This window comes from Anaerosphaera multitolerans, assembly GCF_004006535.1.
Taxonomy (GTDB): Bacteria; Bacillota; Clostridia; order Tissierellales; family Peptoniphilaceae; genus Anaerosphaera; species Anaerosphaera multitolerans.
Genome location: NZ_RLIH01000008.1, coordinates 71739 through 91333, shown reverse-complemented (window position 1 = coordinate 91333; position 19595 = coordinate 71739). Strand labels below are relative to the sequence as shown.

Below are 19595 nucleotides of genomic sequence, written 5' to 3'. Positions count from 1 at the left end.
TAATTATGTTCGATGTTTTAATTAAAAACGGTTTAATCGTAGATGGTACAGGAGAAAAACCCTACGAGGGAAATTTAGCAATTGTAGATGAAAAAATAAAATTACTTGGCAAGGGAGAAGAAGTAGAAGCAAAAAAAGTTATAGATGCTAAGGGAAAAGTAGTTTCACCGGGATTTATTGACACTCACAGTCACTCAAGTTTGCTTGTATTCCAAGATCCTATGTTAAGTCCAAAGACAAGACAGGGTATTACAACTGAATTTGTAGCTCAAGACGGTATGGGACCTGCTCCTATAGATGAGCCGAATAAATCTTCCTGGATAAAGGCAATGAGCGGACTTGAAGGAGAATATGAAGCGCCTTGGGACTGGGAAAGTGTAGATGACTATCTAAATGTAATTGATAAATTGGATTTAGGACCTAATATTGCTTACCTGGCACCACACAGTAACGTTAGATTTGTTTCCATGGGTATGGAGAACAGACAGGCAACAGATGAAGAACTTAAAAAAATGAAAGAAAACTTAGCTAAGGCCATGGAAGAAGGAGCTTTCGGACTTTCAACCGGACTTATCTATCCACCGGGATCCTTTGGAAATACTAAGGAATTAGTGGAGTTAGGAAAGGTTTTAGCTGAAACCGGAGGAGTGTTTGTAACTCACCAAAGAAGTGAAGCTGATTCAATTTTAGATTCCATGGACGAAATTCTAACTGTTGGAAATGAAAGTGGATGTAGAATTCATTTTTCACACTTTAAAGTATGCGGTAAAAACAACTGGGATAAGATACCTGCTGTTTTAGAAAAACTTGACAACTTTACAAAAGCGGGAAGAATAGTTTCCTATGACCAATATCCATATGTAGCTGGTTCAACAATGATGAGTGTAATTCTACCGCCATGGGTACATGATGGAGGAACTGACAAACTTTTAGAAAGACTTCAAGATAATGAATTAAGGGAAAAGATGAAAGAAGATATCCTGACAGGAATAGAAGGATGGGATAACTTCGTTGAATTTGCAGGATTTGATGGAATCTTCGTGACCTTTGTAGGCTCTGATAAGAATAAAGACGTAGAAGGTAAGAGTTTAACTGAAATCGGTCAAATGAGAGGTAAAGAACCTTTAGATGCAATCTTTGACATTATTCTTGAAGAGAAAAACTTAGTAGGTTTAGTAGACTTCTGGGGAACTGAGGAACACGTAGTGAGATTACTTAAGAGACCTGAACAAAACGTATGTACAGATGGTATTTTAGGTGGAAAACCACATCCAAGAGTATATGGAGCTTTCCCAAGAGTTATTGGAAAGTACGTTAGAGAAGAAGAAGCCTTAACTTTAGAAGAGGCGATTTACAAAATGACTAAAAAGCCTGCAGAGACTTTCGGACTTTATGACAGAGGAGTAATAAAAGATGGTTATGCTGCGGACTTAGTTATATTTGACTTTGAAGAAATTAGAGACGTAGGAGATTATAACGAGCCAAATCAATATCCTAAGGGAATTGAATATGTATTAGTAAACGGAAAAGTAATTATTGATAATGGTGAAGCGACACCACAAAAAGCAGGAAAAGTACTACGCTTTAAAGGCCGTAAATAAATCGGAAAGTTAAATATAAAATAAAAATTATCAGGGGGGTTTAATTATGAGTAGTACACAGAAAACTGCTTTAATAATAATTATATTATACATGGTGGCCACTGTTGCAATTGGATTGGTAGCATCTTATTTAAAAAAGAGAAAATCTGCAACACAGGGCGCATCAAATGAAGAATTTTTAATGGCGGGAAAATCACTGGGACCTGTAATGTTAGCTGCAACGCTTTTTGCGGCTAACACCGGTGGTGCTAGTACAACAGGTATTGCAACGAATGTTTATGATTATGGATTGTCAGCAGCATGGTATGTAATTGCATCGGGAATCGGATTTATACTAGTATCATTTATAGCTCCATTTTTTAGAAGATCTGCATCAAACACAGTACCGGAAATAATTGGTAAGAGATATGGGAAACCTTCACATATCTTTACGGCAATAACTTCTATTTTGGCATTGTTTATGGCTACAGGAGCTCAAATAATTGCTACGGCATCAATTATAAACTCAGTAACATCTTTGGATTTTAAAGTTGCGGCAGTAGTAACTACTGTTGTAGTAATTCTATATACAATGGTAGGAGGCTTTGCTTCTGTAACTGCAGCTAATATGATGCACGTTTTATTTATAACTGTAGGTATGGCAATTGCACTCTTTGTAATGGTTGCAAATCCAGCAATTGGCGGATTTTCAGGACTGTTTGCACAGGCGGACGCAGTATCAAGCAGCTCAGGTGGACTATTGGATTTAACAAGTATGACTAAAATAGGACTTCCGACTATATTGGGATATATTGCCATGTACTGTATGACTTTCCCAACAGGACAGGAAATTGTTCAGACATATTCATCAGCTAAAGATGGTAAATCTGCAAAATTAGGTTCAATACTTGCGGGAATCGTTTCAGCAGTTTATGCAATAGTTCCGGCTACAATAGGATTAATAGCTTATGCTTGTATTGATGGCTATACTCAAAACGGTATATCTTCAAGTGCGCTTGCTGATGCAACTCTTACATTTGCACCGCCGATAATATCCGGTTTAGTTTTATCTTCAATAGTTGCTGCAACAATAAGTTCAGCTTCGGGAAATATGATTGGTACAGCTACAATGTTCTCTAATGACATTTACGTTCCTTACATTAGAAAGGGAGAAAGAGATGACCAAAAAGAAGTTATAGTTTCTAAAGTTGTAATGTTGGCGGCAGGGCTATTTGGACTTGGTGTTGCACTGTCTAATTCAAACATTATCAGTGTTATGATGAGTGCCTTTGCACTTAGAAGTGCCGGACCGTTTGCGGCTTTTGTATGTGCTCTATTTTGGGACAAGGTTACTGCAAATGGTGGATTTATTGCAATAGTATGTGGGACAATAGTTTCAGCTGTATGGATATTTGTATTGGACAATCCATTTGGCTTAAGTGCAATAGTTCCAGGTGCAATAGTGGCATTTATAGTAATATTCTTAGTTACAAAAATCGAGCTATCAAAAGGTGTGAAACCTATGCCTATGATAGAATTTGATGATGAATAATAAAAATAAAACAGAAATAGCAAGGAATTCCTTGCTATTTCTGTTTTTTAGAATAAATTAAAGTTGAAAATTCAACTAGGTCTATCTTTTTAAATTTATTATTTCATTAAAGAGTTCACTGTTTTCTTTTATTATTTCCTCGCCGCCTATTACACATAGGTAATTTTTCTCCATAGATTCCTTTAGAATTGGAGCGTAGCTTTTTAATTGTTCCACTGTAGTATTTAAAGCCTGATTTTTAAATTCGGACATTTTATCTTCAGTTATATTTGAAATATACCTTGTAAGGTTGAGATCTCCTTTGGCAGCAGGACTTAACATTGGATCAAAGGCATTCATAGTGCCTATAATATAATTTTTAAGCTCTTCATCAGTTAAATTTAAATTCTCTAAAAATTCATACATATTATCGTAAACATCTATTGTCTTTTTTAAGTTTGGATCTCTATAGGAGTAGGTTAGAATGTCGGAATTCAAAGTTAGTTTAACTCCAGCTCCATAAGCTCCGCCCTTGGCTCTAATGTTGTTGTGAAGGTAATCAGTACTTAAAATATTGGCAAGGACACTTAAGGAACCGTTGTAGTCCAAACCAAGTTCACTTAGGTCACAGCCCTTGGAAACGTACTGTACATTTGCCGATGTTGTAAAACCTTGAGACTTAGAAGTGTTGTAGAAGAAAGTACCTCCGTCGTATTTCTCGTCACTTAAATTACCTACAAAGTCTTTAAAATATTTTAAATTATCATTTAAGGTTTCCTTTGAACCTGTGTAGTTAATTATTAAATTATTTTTGTTGAAAATTTTATTTTTAATGGAAATTAGAGACTCCCTAAAACTTTCCCATCTTTCATCAAAGTTATCAAGTAGGTCAGCTAAATAGAAGTATAATTCCAAGCCGTTTACTATATTGTTGTACATTCCTTGTTGAGAATAGTAACTTTTTACAGTTTCCACAGCTATTGAGTGGCCATTTTGAAGAATTGAAGATTCAATATCGGATTTTTCTATTAAAAGTATTTCCTTAATTCGATTTTTGTCTGTTAAAATTGAATTTTGTATAATTTCATCAATTAACTTTAGTGCATCTTCCAATTTTTCATCTAAAACTTTAAATTTCAATTCAGCATATTTATAGATATTATTTTTATCATTGTAATCGGAATAACTTGTTGGATTTAAAGTAAAGCCGCCCATAACTTTGTAAATTTCATTATCTAAATCTTCATAATTATATTTTTCAGTACTTACCTTACCTATTAAGTCTGTAAGCAATGAGTAATTTTGAAGCTCCTCAAAAGTATATTTTGAATCTTCGTCTATTGAAACACTGCCGGATGTATCAAAGAGCACAGTTACATAGGAAATAGAGTTTGTAAACTGTTCATTTAAAAGCACTTTTGCAAAGTCGTTTTCAATTTCCTCCCTTGGAATATGGGTTATGCTCTTATTAATATAGCTTAATTCCAAACTTGGAATTGTATTTTTGTCTTTAGGAGAATCCTCGGTCATTTGAAAATCTATTAAATTATTCTGTTCTGCTACTATCTTTTCAATTTCTTCCTTTGAAAGAGAGGATTTATAATTCTGTAGCTTTGACTTTAGCTTATCCTCTTCTCTTTTGCTTTTATTAAGCTCAGGCTCTACAGCTGTAATAAGAGAATAATTGTTATTTAAAAGTTTTTCCTCAATATACTTTTCGAAGAAGTCACTATCAATTTTAGAGTTTAAGTCCTCTATCATTTCATTTGCTTCAAGGCCATCTATTGGACTCTCTCCATATAGCCATGAGTTTAAGGCTCTTATATAGTAGATAATAGATCTTTGAGTTCCGCCACCTTCTCTAAAGGCAAATTCAAATTTATTTAAAGTAGCTCTTAATAAATCCTTGTTAATTCCCTTGGAAATAATTTCTTTTAAAGTGCTTTCAATTAAATCCTTAAATTCATCTTTTCTTTTTACATCTGTATTTTTAGCGACAATGGATAAATCTAAAACTTCCGATGCCGATGTTTCGGCGTATACGTCTTCAGCTAAATTTGCTTTTAAGATTGCCATTTTAAGCGGAGCTGATTCGGAATCAATTAAAAGTTCAGACAGGAAGTTTCTCATAAACAAGTCCAATTTATCAGTACTGCTTCCCATACACCAACTGTAGGTCAAGTAATCTTTATTTTCGCCCATTTCACTTTCAGAGGCACTGTAGGTATCTGAAATAAATTTTTGCTTTTTAAAAGGTTCGTTTAAAATTATTTCAGAATCAATGGTTTCTTTTTCAAAATTTGAAAGATAGTTTTCATCAATATAGCTAAGGGCTTTTTCCATATCTAAATTGCCATATAGGTATATATAGGAATTAGACGGATGGTAGTGTTTTCTGTGAAAATCCAAAAAGTTTTCATAGCTTAAGCTGGGGATTTCAGCAGGGTCCCCTCCGGAGTCCACTCCATAGGAAGAATCCCTATGAAGATTAAAAGTTATAATGTCGGATACTATGTTTTGAGGATCTGAATAGACTCCCTTCATTTCATTGTATACGACACCGTTGTATTTTAATTCCTCTGTTTCTTCATCTATTTCATAATGCCATCCCTCTTGAAGAAAAATTTCTTTTTTTTCATACATTCTGGGATAAAAAACGGCATCTAAATATACATCCATTAAATTATAAAAGTCCTTTTCATTTCTGGAACTTACTGGATAGATAGTCTTATCTGAAAAAGTCATAGCATTTAAAAAAGTTTGCATACTGGACTTAATTAAATCCATAAAAGGTTCTCTTGTAGTATATTTACGTGACCCTGAAAGTACGCAGTGCTCAACAATATGCGCAACTCCTGTGGAGTCTTTTGGAATCGTTCTAAAACCTATTCCAAAGGCCTTGTTTTCATCGTCATTGGAGAGTACAAGTACCTGAGCCTTTGTCTTTATATGTTCATATACTTTAACAAGAGAGGCAACTTCATCTATATATTTTTCTTCTATAAGTTTGTATTTATTATTCATTCTAAATTAATTCCCCCTTAATAAAAATTATACCCGATTAGTATTACTATAACATATGAGAAAAAATAAATATATTAATTGTCAAAGCTAAATTATAAATGGAGGTAAAATATGGTAATATATTAGTTCAGATAATATTTAATATAATTAATAAGGAGGAAGATTATGGAAAGTAACAGTTTTTTGGAAAAGAAATTTAAACTTTCTGAAAGAGGTACCAACGTTAAAACTGAATTAATGGCCGGACTTACTACATTTATGACAATGTCTTATATTTTAATAGTAAATCCGGATATTTTATCTCAAACGGGAATGGACAAGGGAGCATTATTTACGACTACAATACTTGCATCTATAATTGCCAATTTAATTATGGCTCTTTATGCAAATTTACCCTTTGCGCTGGCACCGGGAATGGGTTTAAATGCTTTTTTCACATTTACTGTATGTATGCAGATGGGTGAAACTTGGCAATTTGCACTTACGGCTGTATTTTTAGAGGGAATCATTTTTATTTTATTATCAATGTTTAAAATTCGTGAGGAGATATTTAATGCCATACCAATGTCTTTGAAAAATGCCGTATCTGTAGGTATAGGACTTTTTATTGCATTTATAGGTTTTACCGGCGCAAATATTATTACACCTGGAGACGGAGTAATATTAAGTCTGGGTAATTTATTGACGCCTAATGCATTAGTGTTATTTGTGGGACTATTCTTAATGGCCTTTTTAAGTGCTAAAAATGTTAAGGGAGCTTTGCTATATGGAATTGTAGGTTCAACTATACTGGCATTGATTTTAGGAGTTACAAAGTTGCCTCAATCATCACAGGCAATATTTTCCCTACCGCCTTCAATTAAACCGATAGCATTTCAACTGGAGTTTGGAGAAATATTTACATTTAAAATGTTTTCAGTTATGTTTACATTTTTATTTGTAGATTTATTTGATACTGTCGGAACACTTACAGGTGTTGCAACTAAGGCGGACTTACTTGATGAAAATGGAGAACTGCCCGATGTGGGAAAAGCGCTTATGGCTGACGCAGTGGGAACTACTTTCGGAGCCCTACTTGGAACAAGTACAGTTACAACATTTGTGGAAAGTGCCAGTGGAGTGGCTGATGGAGGAAGAACAGGATTTACAACTCTATCTACTGCGGGATGTTTCTTTATTTCGTTATTTTTCTTTCCATTATTTTCCATAGTACCAACTGAGGCTACTTCAGCAGCGCTTATAATTGTAGGATTGTTTATGATGAGTCCTATTAAAAACATTGATTTTGACGACTTTACTGAAGCAGTACCTGCCTTTTTGGCAATTACAATGATGCCCTTTGCCTATTCCATAGCAGAAGGGATAGCTTTCGGAATGATGAGCTATGTGCTATTGAAATTTACTACAGGAAAAAGAAAAGACATATCTGTTTTAATGTATGTCCTTGCAATTATATTTTTGTTGAGAATATTAGCGCCATTATTTTCATAGGAAAAAGCATCTGAAAAGTTATAATAACTCCTCAGATGCTTTTTTTTATTTAGTCTCTACATATTCATTCATCGGCTTAATCATATAGTCATTGTTTCTCATGTGGTTAGTGGTAATATAGCCGGGCTCTGCATCAATTAGTTTAGGAATGCTATTTACCAAAGTTGCACATGTAAGCTCTACAGTTGCAGGTTCGCTTACTACTATTGAAGTAGCCGGCTCTCCTTCAAAGCTCCATATGTTCTTATCCACTTCGCCTTCTTCATAAACCTTTCCAATACATTCAGTTTCAAAAGTTATTCCTTCCTCGGTAGTAGTGGTAACAATGGCGGACATGCCTAGACAGTCGCCCTTCTTAATAGTCATATCCAAAGTTGAAGAATAGATATCCTTTGGTGCTATATGAGGCTCGCATCTTTGAGTTTGTGAAATAATAGTAAGGCCCAGTTTTTCACAAAGCCATCCATTTTGATTCCACATATAAGACGGAATATACTCTCCTCTTTCTATAATCTTACTTATTTCCTCATAAGAGTATTCATTATACAATCCGACTTCTTTATTAAACTCCTCAACAGTTAAACCTGCACCGTGACCCTCAGCCAAAGCTATTCCGTAATCCTCAACATTGTAACTGCTGCTTCCGTTGATTTTAGAAATTTTATGTAATGAACCTGCAAGAGTAACTATTAAAGTTCCCCAGTACATATCGGGATAACCGCTTCCTGAAAGAGTACAGTTATTTTCCTTTGCCAGCTTGTCCAGTTCCTCAGTGAGTTTTGGTGAAGAATTCCAAGGATATAATGCTTCCTCACAGGTTGAAATGGCATTAACTCCATTTTCAGCACAAATTTTAAAGCTCTCATAGATATCTTTAATCGTACTCATAGTTGCAACAATACATACGTCGGGTTTTAAAATTTTTAAATCGGAGTCAAAATCCTTTGCATCCTTAATTATCACATTACAATTATCAACCTCCATAATCTCTCCAATGTCTTTACCTACAACAACAGGATTTGCATCATAAGCCCCTACAATTTCTCCTCCATGTTCAATTACGTAGCGCATAAGAAATTTTGCCATTTTCCCACAACCATACTGTACTACTCTAATCTTTCTTTCCATAAAAACACCTCCAAATTATTAAAAAGTAAGATTATTTTTGTAAATTGAAACCAGGTCTTTATTTATTTTTTCTTTCTAAGAATAAATCAATTATAAAAGATGATATAAGAAGTCCAATAGATAGAAATATAGTATTACGTTGATTATCCACAGGGCATACTCCCGGGGGTAAAATCATTTTAACTTTAATTATTTTATAAAGAGTAACGGTGGCAATAATAATACCGGAGCCATATAATAGTCTGGAAAGGTTCTTTAAGTTTATAATTTTTTTCATAATTCACTCCTCTATTATATTCATTCCCACTATTGAAAACCTTTAATCTTTAATAGCTTGGAATTTGTAGAATATAATTATTAAAAATTGAAAAACAGAGGATGCAAAGAAACTTTGCCTTAAATAATACATATAAAAATTCAAATGCAAATATTCCAGTCTTTAGAAAATTAAATCATCTTCATATAATTAAAGTGAAAGGAAGTTGAAAATGAAATTAGGAGAAAGATTACAAAAAGAGAGAAATAAACTGGGTATTACTCAAAGTGAAGTTGCTGAAAAATTAAAAGTTTCTCGGCAGGTACTTTCAAATTAAAAGTAGAGAAAAGTTATTAATTTTCTCTAGAATGTTTTTTATATGACTTTTATAATTACTATTTAAAAGTTAAATAAAATTAGATATGATGGTTTTATAATATGTTGAGGGGATAATATGAGACTGTCTATAGCTTTGGATTTAAGTAGAGAGTGGAAAGATAATATAAAGAGCATACAGGACGAAATAAAAAACCATTCTAAAAAATACAGGTTAACCAATGTAGAAAACTTACATTTAACTTTACATTTTTTAGGAGAAGTAGAGGAAGAAACTAAAGATTTATTAATAGAAGAACTTAGAACGCTGTCCTATCCTGAAAACTTAAAGTTATCCATAGAAAATTTGGGTTATTTCAAGAGGAGGGGTAGTAAACTTTTGTGGCTTGGATGTAAAAACACAAAAGAGCTACAAAAATTGTATAGGAACTTAAAATTAATTTTAATGTCTCTTGGAATAGAGGTTGAAAATCGAAAGTATACTCCCCATATTACCATTGCAAGAGAAGTTCAAATAGAAGAGGAGAGTATATTGAAAATCTCATTGCCTGAATTTCCTACTATAATAAGACCGAAACTTTCACTCTACCATAGCCGGTTTACAAAGGAGGGAGTAAAGTACAGCAGTCTGTACGATATAAAATAAGATTTAGGGATAGTTTATTTAACTATCTCTTTTTATTTATACTTTCAATAAAAGTTTAAGCTTTCTATGTTATAAAAACGAAAGATTACATTATTATTACATATTTATTTATCTGAAATAATAGTTTAAAATTAATATATAATGTATTTAATAATAAATCTAAAAATATATCTAAATGGTATAAGAGGTGCTTGAATGAGAAAAATTATAAATAGTGTATTAATTTTTAGCTTGATTTTAAATTTATTTACGGTAAATGTATTTGCAAAAGAAGACATACAGGTAGTATTTGAACAACCGGCTGTTTATTCAGCATCAAAGGGAGATGTTTTAAACTATAAATTAAACATTAAGCTACCTGATGATTATATGAAGGATTACAAGTCTTTTGCAGTTACTATTTTAATGGACTCCAACTTGGAAGTTACAGAACAAAAACTTGCGGGAGCGGAGTTGGTTCAGGGCAAAGTTGATTTGACCTTAACTAATGTAAAGAAGAATACTCAAAACCTTGTAACTTTATCTGTAAATGATACGGAAGCTTTAAAGGGTGTAAAGGAATTTAGCGTAGTTATAAAGACTAAGGTTAAAGAAGATGCCAAAGGTCAAGATGCTCTTAAAAATTCATTTGTACTAACCTATGTTGATAGGGCGGGAAATGAAAATTCAGGGCAGACTAATTTGGAAAGTAATACTAAGGCACAAGATGGAAATTTAACAGTTTATGAAGTATATAACAACTCTACAGTAGTTTCCGGTAAAACAGAACCAAACTCAAAAGTTAAGGTATTGTTAAATGATAAGGTTCTTGGAGAAGCTACAAGCGATAAAGATGGAAATTTTAAAGTTACTATCAGCAAACAGGAAATAGGAACTAAGTTAGATGTTGTAAGTTATTTTAAAAAAGACGGGGAAGATAAGACGGCAAGTAACTTAGTTGTAGTAAAAGATGTAAAAAATTCTTACATTACTGAATCTTTAATTGATGAAAATATGTCTACGACAGTTACTGAAGATATGGAAGTTCTAGATGATTACTATGAAATGGCAAAAAGTATGGATATATCAGCTGTTAAAAAGGAAGATGCAGCGAGACTTACTGCCGCATTAGCCAATGCTCAGTATATAAAAGTGAAATCCGATGTAATTCAATCAGAGGTAAGTGATGCAGTGGATAAACTTTCTGAAGGAATTTCCGAAATAAGAGTTCCTATAATGAATGGGCGTTCAAAGGATACCTTTGGTCCTAAGGAAAGTATGAAGAGGTCAGAAGTAGCAAGTGTACTGGCTAAAATATATGCAGGTGAAAATATAACAGGGGTATACTCCTCCTTTAAAGACGTTAAGCAGGAAGCTTGGTATGCAGATGCTGTAGGATATATGGAGAAAAACGGTTTTATCTCAGGATATAAAAATGGAGAATTTAGACCTGAAAACCCAATAACCAGAACTGAGTTTGCAAGTATATTGGTTAAAGTTGCTGATTTAGAGAAAAAATCAAAGGCTACTACTTTTAAAGATGTTAATTCAAATTTCTGGGGTAAGGAAGCTATAGATATAGTAACTTCAAACGGTTTAATGAACGGTAGAAGTGAGGGGAAATTTGTTCCTAATGAGCCTATTAATAGAGCCGAAGTAGCAACAGTTTTAAACAAACTTCTAAATAGAACGCCTAATAAAGAATTCATAGGCAAGTATAGTAAAAATCCTTTTAAAGACGTATCTAAAACTTTTTGGGCATATTATGAAATAATGGAAGTTACAGGAAATTAATTTAATCTTAAAGGATTCTTAATCTTTTTCAAATAATAAATTAATATATTTAGGATATACTCCACTAAGGTGATGAGTATGGAATCTAAAAGTGTAAAAACTCTTGGGAAAAATAATTTTATTAATTTGTTAATGATATTTGGAATGGTTAGTGCCCTATTTATTGTAATAAGAGGATATCAATTGGGATTGTTCACCTCTCAGGAGAGATTAAATCTCTTTATTGGAGAGGTGGGAATTCTAGGACCTGTCATTTTTATATTGTTGCAAATTGTACAGGTTGTAATACCGGTAATTCCTGGCGGCATTACCAGTATAGCAGGTGTATTTATATTCGGACCTCTTTGGGGAACTGTATATAATTACTTAGGTATTGTAACGGGTTCATTTATAAATTATTTTTTGGCAAGATATTATGGTAGAGGTCTAGTTAAAAAGTTAATTGGCGAAAAAAGGATGAAGGACTATACTAAGTATTTAGCCAAGGGCAATAATTTTGATGGATTTTTTGCACTGGCAATATTTTTACCTGTTGCACCTGACGATATACTTTGTTTATTTGCAGGACTTATGAATATGAATTTTGTAAGGTTTGCTTTGGTGATATTGTTTTTAAAGCCTTGGAGTTTATTAGCCTATACTCTGGGGGGAAATTATTTTTTGAAAAGTTTTTTATGGAGATAGCTGTCTTGTACAGCTATTTTTTATTTTATATTGTTAATACTATAGAAAATTTATATTGTTTTGGTAAAATATAATTGAAGTAGAATAAAACTTAATGTACTAATTTTATTTAACTTACAATGTTTTATTAAAAATTTAATTATACTGTAGGTATGTTTTAATAAAAGGGTATTTATATTAAGTAATGTATTATAATTATAGGGGGTATAAAGATTGAAAAAATTAACTGAAACAGTACAAATGGGAGATTGGAAAAACGAAAAACACGTTCCCGGAATTCACGTTGAAAGAAAAGATGGCGAACTTGTTATTAAGACTATTATTGGTGAAGAAATAGAGCATCCAAATACTCTAGAGCACCATATTGCATGGATTAAAGTATTCTTCCAACCAGAAGGATTTAAATTCCCAATAGAAGTGGGATCTTTTGAATTTAATGCTCATGGTGAAGAGGAAGTATTTACTAAACCTGAAGTAGTTGCTACTGTTAAAACAGACAAAAAGGGAACTGTATATGCAATGAGCTACTGCAATATCCATGGTTTATGGGAAAATTCAGAAGAAGTTTAATCTTATTTTAAAAGAGATGAGGAAACCTTACACTGGGTGTAGGGTTTCTTTTTATGGAATTTTTTGACGCTAATTACTAGGGCTTACAAATCTTACAAATTAGTAAGTTTACTTTGCTACTGTTCAGTGGTACAATTGTTCTTGTATCTCAAATTGTAGTATTTAACTAAATCTTTGAAATAATTTAGAGATTCTGACTGAAAATTTTAATTATTGTATTATATAATTATTACATTACATAAAAGTAACATATTATTACAGGAGGCTGAAATTGGACAAAGTTAAAAGTGTTTTTGGCAAAGTTAAAAACTTTATAGGTAGAAATAAAATAAAGGTAATTGTAGTTGCAGTTGTAATTATAGCTGTATGGTTTTTGTTTTTTAGAGGTAAGAATGGCGAAAATTATACGATAATTCCTACAGCTGAAACAATTTCACTTGCTAAGGAAGATTTTATCAGTTCCGTAAGTGAAACGGGAAAGGTGAAAAGTGAGGATTCCGTTTCAATATATCCGGAAAAATCTTTGCCTATATCTGAAGTTAAGGTAGAGGTTGGAGATGTTGTTAAGGAAGGAGATATTATTGCCAGACTTGATGATTCTTCAATAAGACAACAGATAGCACAAACTCAAGCCACAATAGGAGCAACTAAAAAAACTGCAGGTGCTCAAATAAAAAGTGCTGAAGATCAATTAAATGAAGCTAAGAAAAATAGAGAAGATGGAACGAATAGTGCAATAAGCGGAGCTAACAGCAGTTTAATAAATGCCTATGATTCTTGGCAGTCTGCTGAAAAGACTTATCAGGATTTTAGAAAGTCTTTAGAGGAGAGATATAATGATGCTCTAATTGCAGCTGAAAGTTCAGAAGATACAGTTAGTAATTCCTTAAAAACAGCTCAGCTTAACTATGAACAAGCTCAAGAGGAGTTAAGGGAAACAAGAGATACTGCAAGTAGAAATAGAAGTTTAGCTAGAGGGGAACAGGATAGAATAGATAGCCTACAATCTCGAATAGATGAACTAGATAAAAAAATTAGTAGGGAAACCTCTAATGTTTTAAATAATACTCAAACAGATAATTATCAAACTGCAACTTTACAGACAGATGTAAGTGATGATTCAAATGAATTGAAAAGATTGCAAACAGAATTAGCTGAGGCAAAAGCAAATTTATCAAAGTATGAAAATACAGCGGAAACGGCAGAAAATTCCATAACTTCTTATGAGAGAAAAGTGGAACAAATGAACCTTGCTTTAGAAACTGCGAAACAAAGTGAAGAAACTGATAAAGATAAGGCTGAAAGAAATGAAAAATCAAGACAGGATCAGCTTGAAACCTATAGAAAAAATGCCGAAGCTGCAAAAAATGCCTATGATAATGCATTGAAAAACTTAGAAGTTACTAAGGTTGCCGCTGAAGATCAAATTACTTCTTTGGAAAATAGTGTTAATATAGCTCAAGCAAGTTCTGATACTTCAACTAGTCAAGTTAGTTTGAAATATCTATATGAAGATTTGGATAAGACTGTAATAAGAGCTCCTATTTCAGGAACTGTTACTTCTAAGACTATGGAAAAGGGACAAGTTGCAGCAGGTTCAATTTGTACTATAGAAACTGTAGATGAGCAAGTAATTGAAAGTAGTGTAAAAGAATTTGATTTAAACGATGTAAAAGTTGGAATGAAAGTAGTTGTTACCAGTGAAGCCATTGGTAAGGAGAAACCTTTCTCAGGTAAAGTTGTTTCTATAGATCCCGCACCTATGGCGACAGAGTCAGTTGCAGGCGCTACCGGTGCTGCATCAAAAGATGTAACTTATAGAACTAAGATAAAGCTGGATAAAAATGCAGAGGAATTAAAACCCGGCATGAATATTAGAGCTAAGTATATTTTAGAAGAACAGAAAAATGTCTACAAGGTTCCTTCAACAGCAATTTATGAAAAAAATGGTAAAAATTTCATTTTAATTGCAACTAGTAACAAGAAGGGCACTAAGTTAAGTGAAGTAGAAGTTATAACCGGACTTGAAAATGACGTGGAAACCGTAGTTCAATCAGATAAGCTGAAAGATGGTGTAATAGTTATAACCTCTCCTGATAAATACAGCAACGGATTGGAAGTTGAATTTATAGATGAGACTGAAGTTGCAGTATAGATAATTAGGAGGCGTAAAATGAGTAAAGTCATTGAAATGAAAGATATAGTTAAGAAATTCTATATTGGACAGCCTAATGAACTGGAGATACTACATGGAATAAACCTCACCGTAGAAGAGGGTGAGTTTGTTTCCATAGTTGGAGCATCTGGTTCGGGAAAGTCCACTTTAATGAATATAATAGGCGTTTTAGATAGAGCCACTTCGGGTTATTACAACTTGGCTGGTTTAAACGTAGAGGAAGCAAAGGATAGTGAGTTATCACAAATAAGAAATAAAAAAATAGGGTTTGTATTTCAAAGTTTTAATTTAATACCAAGGTCTAATGCTCAAAAAAATGTAGAGCTGCCAATGATTTACGGTAGAATGAGTAGAAATGACAGACGTGAAAGATCTATGGAGTTGTTAAAACTTGTGGAAATGGACGATAGGGCAAATCACCAACCAAATGAGCTTTCAGGAGGTCAGAAACAAAGAGTTGCCATTGCAAGAGCTATGGCAAATGATCCTGACATTATTCTTGCAGATGAGCCTACAGGAGCTCTTGACAGTAAGACGGGCAGAGTTGTAATGGACCTTTTTCATAAGTTAAATGAGCAGGAGAAAAAAACCATTATACTTATTACTCACAACCAAGAGCTTGCAGATGAAACCGGAAGAGTATTGACTATGAAAGACGGAATATTAGAGGAATAAATATGGATATAATGGAAAGTATTAAACTTTCGCTTGAAGGTTTAAAATCAAATAAAATGCGTTCCTTTTTGACTATGCTGGGAATTATAATCGGGATTGCCTCAGTAATTGGAATTATGACTATTGGCGATGCTATGACCAATTTTGTAAATAAAGAATTTCAATCTGTCAGTAATCAGATGGTTATTTATATAAATCCAAAGGGTAATTCCAGTGATTATGCAGGTATGCAGGAATCAGACTTACTTAGCAATACCATTATTGAAACGATTGAAAATAGATTTGGAAGTAGAATTGAAGCTTTGGAAATAAGCGGACCGACTTTTTCCGGAGAAGTAAAAGATGGGAAAAAGACTGCACCGATTAGGATATACTCTGTCAGTGAGGGTGGAGAGATAATTAATAATGTGAAAATGCAATCGGGACGATTTTTAAATCAAGATGATATCGTTCAAGGTAGAAGTATTGCCGTTATCTCCAGTGAAGTTGTAAAAGAGATATTCGGCGGGGATAACAGCAAGGCAATAGGTAGTGAAATTAACGTATATACGGATTCAAAAGGACTTCAAGTTTTTTCAATAGCAGGAGTTTATAAGTATGAAACAAATCCTATGATGGGTATGATGGGTGGTTCTGATAAGCCAACTACTAATATTTATATTCCTTTAAGTACAGGTGAGCGAATTGAAGTGCCGGAAAAAGAAGGTTACGACTCTATAATGTTAAGTGCAAAGGACACAAAGGACGTTGCAAAACTTTCAGAGGATTTACAAAACTTTCTAATTTCCAACTATTATGCTGAAAATGACAATTATGAACCTGTTGTATATACTGCGGAGTCAGAGTTAGATACTGTAAACCAAGTAATGGGTACTATGAATATTGCAATAGGAGCAATAGCTGCAATATCGCTCTTAGTAGGCGGTATTGGAGTAATGAATATACTTCTAGTATCTGTAACTGAAAGAACGAGAGAAATAGGTGTTAGAAAGGCGCTTGGTGCAACTAATAACAACATTAGAAGTCAGTTTATTGTAGAGAGTATAATTCTTTGTATAATCGGCGGGGCTATGGGAGTAGTTCTTGGAGGAATACTTGGATATGTAGGAAGTTCGCTCCTTAAAGCGCCTACATTACCTTCGATAAATGCAGTCTTAGTGGCTGTGGGTTTCTCTACATTTATTGGAGTGTTCTTCGGATATTATCCTGCAAATAAAGCAGCTAAGTTAAATCCGATAGATGCCCTTAGATATGAGTAATATTTAGACTAAGATTATAATTTATTAATCTTAGTCTATTTTGTGCTTACTGGTGACTTTTTGTGTATATTTATATCATTAAAAGGACTTTCAATGTATAATTATTTTTAGAGGTGTAAAATGGAGAATGTGAATATAGTAGTAACTGTAAACTTTGGTTTAGAGGCTGTGGCTAAAAGAGAACTTTTAAATTTAGGCTATGAAAATTTAAAGGTCTATGACGGAAGAGTGGAATTAGAAGGTACTTTAAGAGATATTGCAATTCTAAATTTAAGACTTAGAAGTGCGGAGAGGATATTAATTAAAATTGCATCCTTTGAGGCTTATAGCTTTGAAGAGTTATTTGACAGAACCTACGAGGTGGATTGGACGAAGATAATATCTGAAAAGGGTAACTTTATTGTGCAGGGAAGAAGTGCAAAGTCCAAATTATTTTCAGTTTCCGATAGCCAGAGAATAGTTGAAAAGGCAATAATAAAAAAATTACAAACTAAGTATGACATTGAAACTTTTAGCAAAAGCGAAGAGAGATATAAATTGGAAGTTTCACTTTTTAAAGATATAGCTACTATAACTTTAGATACCTCTGGTGATGGACTTCATAAAAGAGGTTATAGAGAAGTCTCCTATAAAGCGCCTATATCTGAAACGATAGCGGCATCTATGGTATTACTTTCCTTTTGGAATGAAGATAGGATTTTATGTGACCCTTTTTGCGGAAGTGGAACTATTCCTATAGAAGCGGCAATGATTGGGAAAAATATAGCTCCCGGTATTATGAGACACTTTGACAGTGAAAAGTTTATGTTTATAGATGAAGAAATTTTTAAAGAGGAAAGAGCTAGATGTTACGGTGAAATAGATTATGAAAAAGAACTTCAAATTATAGCTAGCGACATATCCTATCAAGCTATTAATGTTGCTAAGCAAAATGCGGAAATTTTAGGATTAGATGAAGATATTAAATTTTTTGTTAAGGATATTAGAGAATTAGATCTTCCTGATGATTATGGGGTTATTATTACAAATCCGCCCTATGGAGTTAGAATAGGCGGAGATGAAACTGAGGAGTTGGAGAGAGAGCTGGGGAAACTCTATAGAAGTATTCCTACCTGGTCTTTATATGCAATTTCTTCAGATGATAAATTTGAGCGGAATTTTGGAAAGAAAGCTGATAGAAACAGGAAGTTATATAACGGAAGAATAAAAACTTACTACTATCAATTTTTAGGACCAAGGCCAAAATAAATTATATTATCAGTTATGGTTTTATTCGGTTACTAAAATAAAGTTATAAGGGAAAGAATTTCTTAACTATATTAAAGAATTCCATTATGTTATAATTTATTGAAGGAGTTGATTATATGAGTTTTGTTTATGAAGAGTATTTGCTAAGTGATATTAATTTAAACTTCCAGGTGCTTAACGGGATTGCAGATTTAGTAAGAGTATTAAATTCAAATAATGAAGTTGTATTTGTAAACAAAGCCATGGAAAAGACTCTGGGCTGTGAAGAGGACAATATAAATTGTAAGTTTGGAAATAGGGTTTTGGATTCGCGGATTACAAAACGTACTATTGAAACAGCGGAAATCATTCAAAGAGAAGAAAGAATAGATGATAATTTCTTTTCAGTGAAGTGCTCACCTATATTCGGTTCAAGGGGAGAAATAATAGGTGCTGTAGAAGTATTTAGAAATATAACTATGGAGAAAAAGCTTCAAAATGAAATAGTTGAAAAGAATAAAGAAATGACTATTGAAATGATTAGAGCTCAAAAAATTCAAAATTCTCTGCTTCCGGAAAAGGGATTTTTTAACAATATAAGCGTTGATTATATTTACAGACCTTCAAGTGAATTAAGCGGGGATATGTTTGATATTTTTAAAATCAATGATGATAATATTGGAATTTACATTGCCGATGCAGTAGGCCATGGTTTTGCTTCTTCTATGATTACAATGTTTATAAGAATAATATTGGGAAATATTCCGAATTATAAATTATTATCTCCTTCAAAGACTTTAAGTGATGTGGCGAAAAGATTTGCTATGTTAAATTTAGATATAGAAATATATTTTACATGTTTCTATGGAGTTTATAATCAGAGAACATCTAAATTTATTTTTTCCAATGCCGGACATTTTCCATCACCTATGTTAATTAGAAATGATGGGGAAGTTTTGGAATTAGACTCCAGAGGATTTCCAATTACAAGATTTTTCAAAAATGTAAAGTATGAGGATAAGTTTGTAAGAATTAACACTTTTGACAAAATATTATTAATGACTGATGGTGTTGTAGAAGCGAGAAATAAATACAATGAATCTTTTGGAGAGAGGGCATTGGAGATAGTTAGGAAAAATCCAATTGATGAGTTAAGAGAACTTGAAATGGGACTTAATAAATTTATTAAGGGAAAACAAAAAGATGATATAACGGCGTTGTTATTAAAGGTGTGGTAAA

16 protein-coding genes are annotated in these 19595 nt (G+C 33.0%); 13 read left to right on the top strand and 3 right to left on the bottom strand.

Features of this window, described 5'->3' with window-relative positions:
* The first annotated feature begins 5 nt into the window (after positions 1 to 5).
* Positions 6 to 1601 carry an N-acyl-D-amino-acid deacylase family protein gene (locus EF514_RS06750; protein WP_164845561.1) on the top strand — a complete coding sequence of 532 codons (1596 nt, stop codon included), beginning with the start codon at positions 6 to 8 and terminating at the stop codon, positions 1599 to 1601.
* A 46-nt stretch (positions 1602 to 1647) separates the two neighbouring features.
* Positions 1648 to 3132 carry a sodium:solute symporter family protein gene (locus EF514_RS06745; RefSeq protein WP_127724671.1) on the top strand — a complete coding sequence of 495 codons (1485 nt, stop codon included), beginning with the start codon at positions 1648 to 1650 and terminating at the stop codon, positions 3130 to 3132.
* Between the two features lie 81 nt (positions 3133 to 3213).
* Here the strand turns inward: EF514_RS06745 and EF514_RS06740 are convergent, their stop codons facing one another.
* Entirely contained in the window at positions 3214 to 6135 is a 2922-nt protein-coding gene (locus tag EF514_RS06740) for an insulinase family protein (protein WP_127724670.1), read from the bottom strand.
* A gap of 165 nt (positions 6136 to 6300) precedes the next feature.
* Between EF514_RS06740 and EF514_RS06735 the strand changes: the two genes are divergently transcribed.
* On the top strand, positions 6301 to 7626 hold the full coding sequence (locus EF514_RS06735; RefSeq protein WP_127724669.1) for an NCS2 family permease: 1326 nt from the start codon (positions 6301 to 6303) through the stop codon (positions 7624 to 7626).
* A gap of 45 nt (positions 7627 to 7671) precedes the next feature.
* On the opposite strand, the gene EF514_RS06730 is transcribed toward EF514_RS06735, so the two are convergent.
* Together EF514_RS06730 and EF514_RS06725 are read right to left on the bottom strand one after the other, a co-directional pair.
* Positions 7672 to 8754 (bottom strand): NAD(P)H-dependent amine dehydrogenase family protein, encoded by a 1083-nt coding sequence (locus tag EF514_RS06730; RefSeq protein WP_127724668.1) that lies wholly within the window; start codon positions 8752 to 8754, stop codon positions 7672 to 7674.
* Positions 8755 to 8812: 58 nt separating this feature from the next.
* A complete protein-coding gene (locus EF514_RS06725; RefSeq protein WP_127724667.1) occupies positions 8813 to 9031 on the bottom strand; it encodes a hypothetical protein in 219 nt (72 codons plus the stop codon).
* A gap of 211 nt (positions 9032 to 9242) precedes the next feature.
* On the opposite strand from EF514_RS06725, the gene EF514_RS06720 reads away from it, so the two are divergent.
* The 10 genes from EF514_RS06720 (at position 9243) to EF514_RS06675 (ending at position 19594) form a co-directional block, all read left to right on the top strand.
* A complete protein-coding gene (locus EF514_RS06720; protein WP_127724666.1) occupies positions 9243 to 9347 on the top strand; it encodes a helix-turn-helix domain-containing protein in 105 nt (34 codons plus the stop codon).
* A 117-nt stretch (positions 9348 to 9464) separates the two neighbouring features.
* Complete coding sequence (gene thpR, locus EF514_RS06715) at positions 9465 to 9992, top strand: RNA 2',3'-cyclic phosphodiesterase (RefSeq protein WP_127724665.1); 528 nt, start codon at positions 9465 to 9467, stop codon at positions 9990 to 9992.
* A 195-nt stretch (positions 9993 to 10187) separates the two neighbouring features.
* Positions 10188 to 11765, top strand: coding sequence for an S-layer homology domain-containing protein (locus EF514_RS06710; RefSeq protein ID WP_127724664.1), 1578 nt, complete (start codon positions 10188 to 10190; stop codon positions 11763 to 11765).
* A gap of 78 nt (positions 11766 to 11843) precedes the next feature.
* Complete coding sequence (locus tag EF514_RS06705) at positions 11844 to 12449, top strand: TVP38/TMEM64 family protein (protein ID WP_240649025.1); 606 nt, start codon at positions 11844 to 11846, stop codon at positions 12447 to 12449.
* Positions 12450 to 12689: 240 nt separating this feature from the next.
* Positions 12690 to 13019, top strand: a complete 330-nt coding sequence (locus EF514_RS06700; protein ID WP_127724684.1) for a desulfoferrodoxin family protein — start codon at positions 12690 to 12692, stop codon at positions 13017 to 13019.
* Between the two features lie 271 nt (positions 13020 to 13290).
* Positions 13291 to 15174, top strand: coding sequence for an HlyD family efflux transporter periplasmic adaptor subunit (locus tag EF514_RS06695; protein WP_127724662.1), 1884 nt, complete (start codon positions 13291 to 13293; stop codon positions 15172 to 15174).
* 18 nt (positions 15175 to 15192) lie between these two features.
* Complete coding sequence (locus EF514_RS06690) at positions 15193 to 15870, top strand: ABC transporter ATP-binding protein (RefSeq protein ID WP_127724661.1); 678 nt, start codon at positions 15193 to 15195, stop codon at positions 15868 to 15870.
* 2 nt (positions 15871 to 15872) lie between these two features.
* Complete coding sequence (locus EF514_RS06685; protein WP_127724660.1) at positions 15873 to 17129, top strand: ABC transporter permease; 1257 nt, start codon at positions 15873 to 15875, stop codon at positions 17127 to 17129.
* Positions 17130 to 17249: 120 nt separating this feature from the next.
* Entirely contained in the window at positions 17250 to 18377 is a 1128-nt protein-coding gene (locus EF514_RS06680; RefSeq protein WP_127724659.1) for a THUMP domain-containing class I SAM-dependent RNA methyltransferase, read from the top strand.
* Positions 18378 to 18493: 116 nt separating this feature from the next.
* Positions 18494 to 19594, top strand: a complete 1101-nt coding sequence (locus EF514_RS06675; protein WP_127724658.1) for a SpoIIE family protein phosphatase — start codon at positions 18494 to 18496, stop codon at positions 19592 to 19594.
* Position 19595 lies beyond the last annotated feature (1 nt).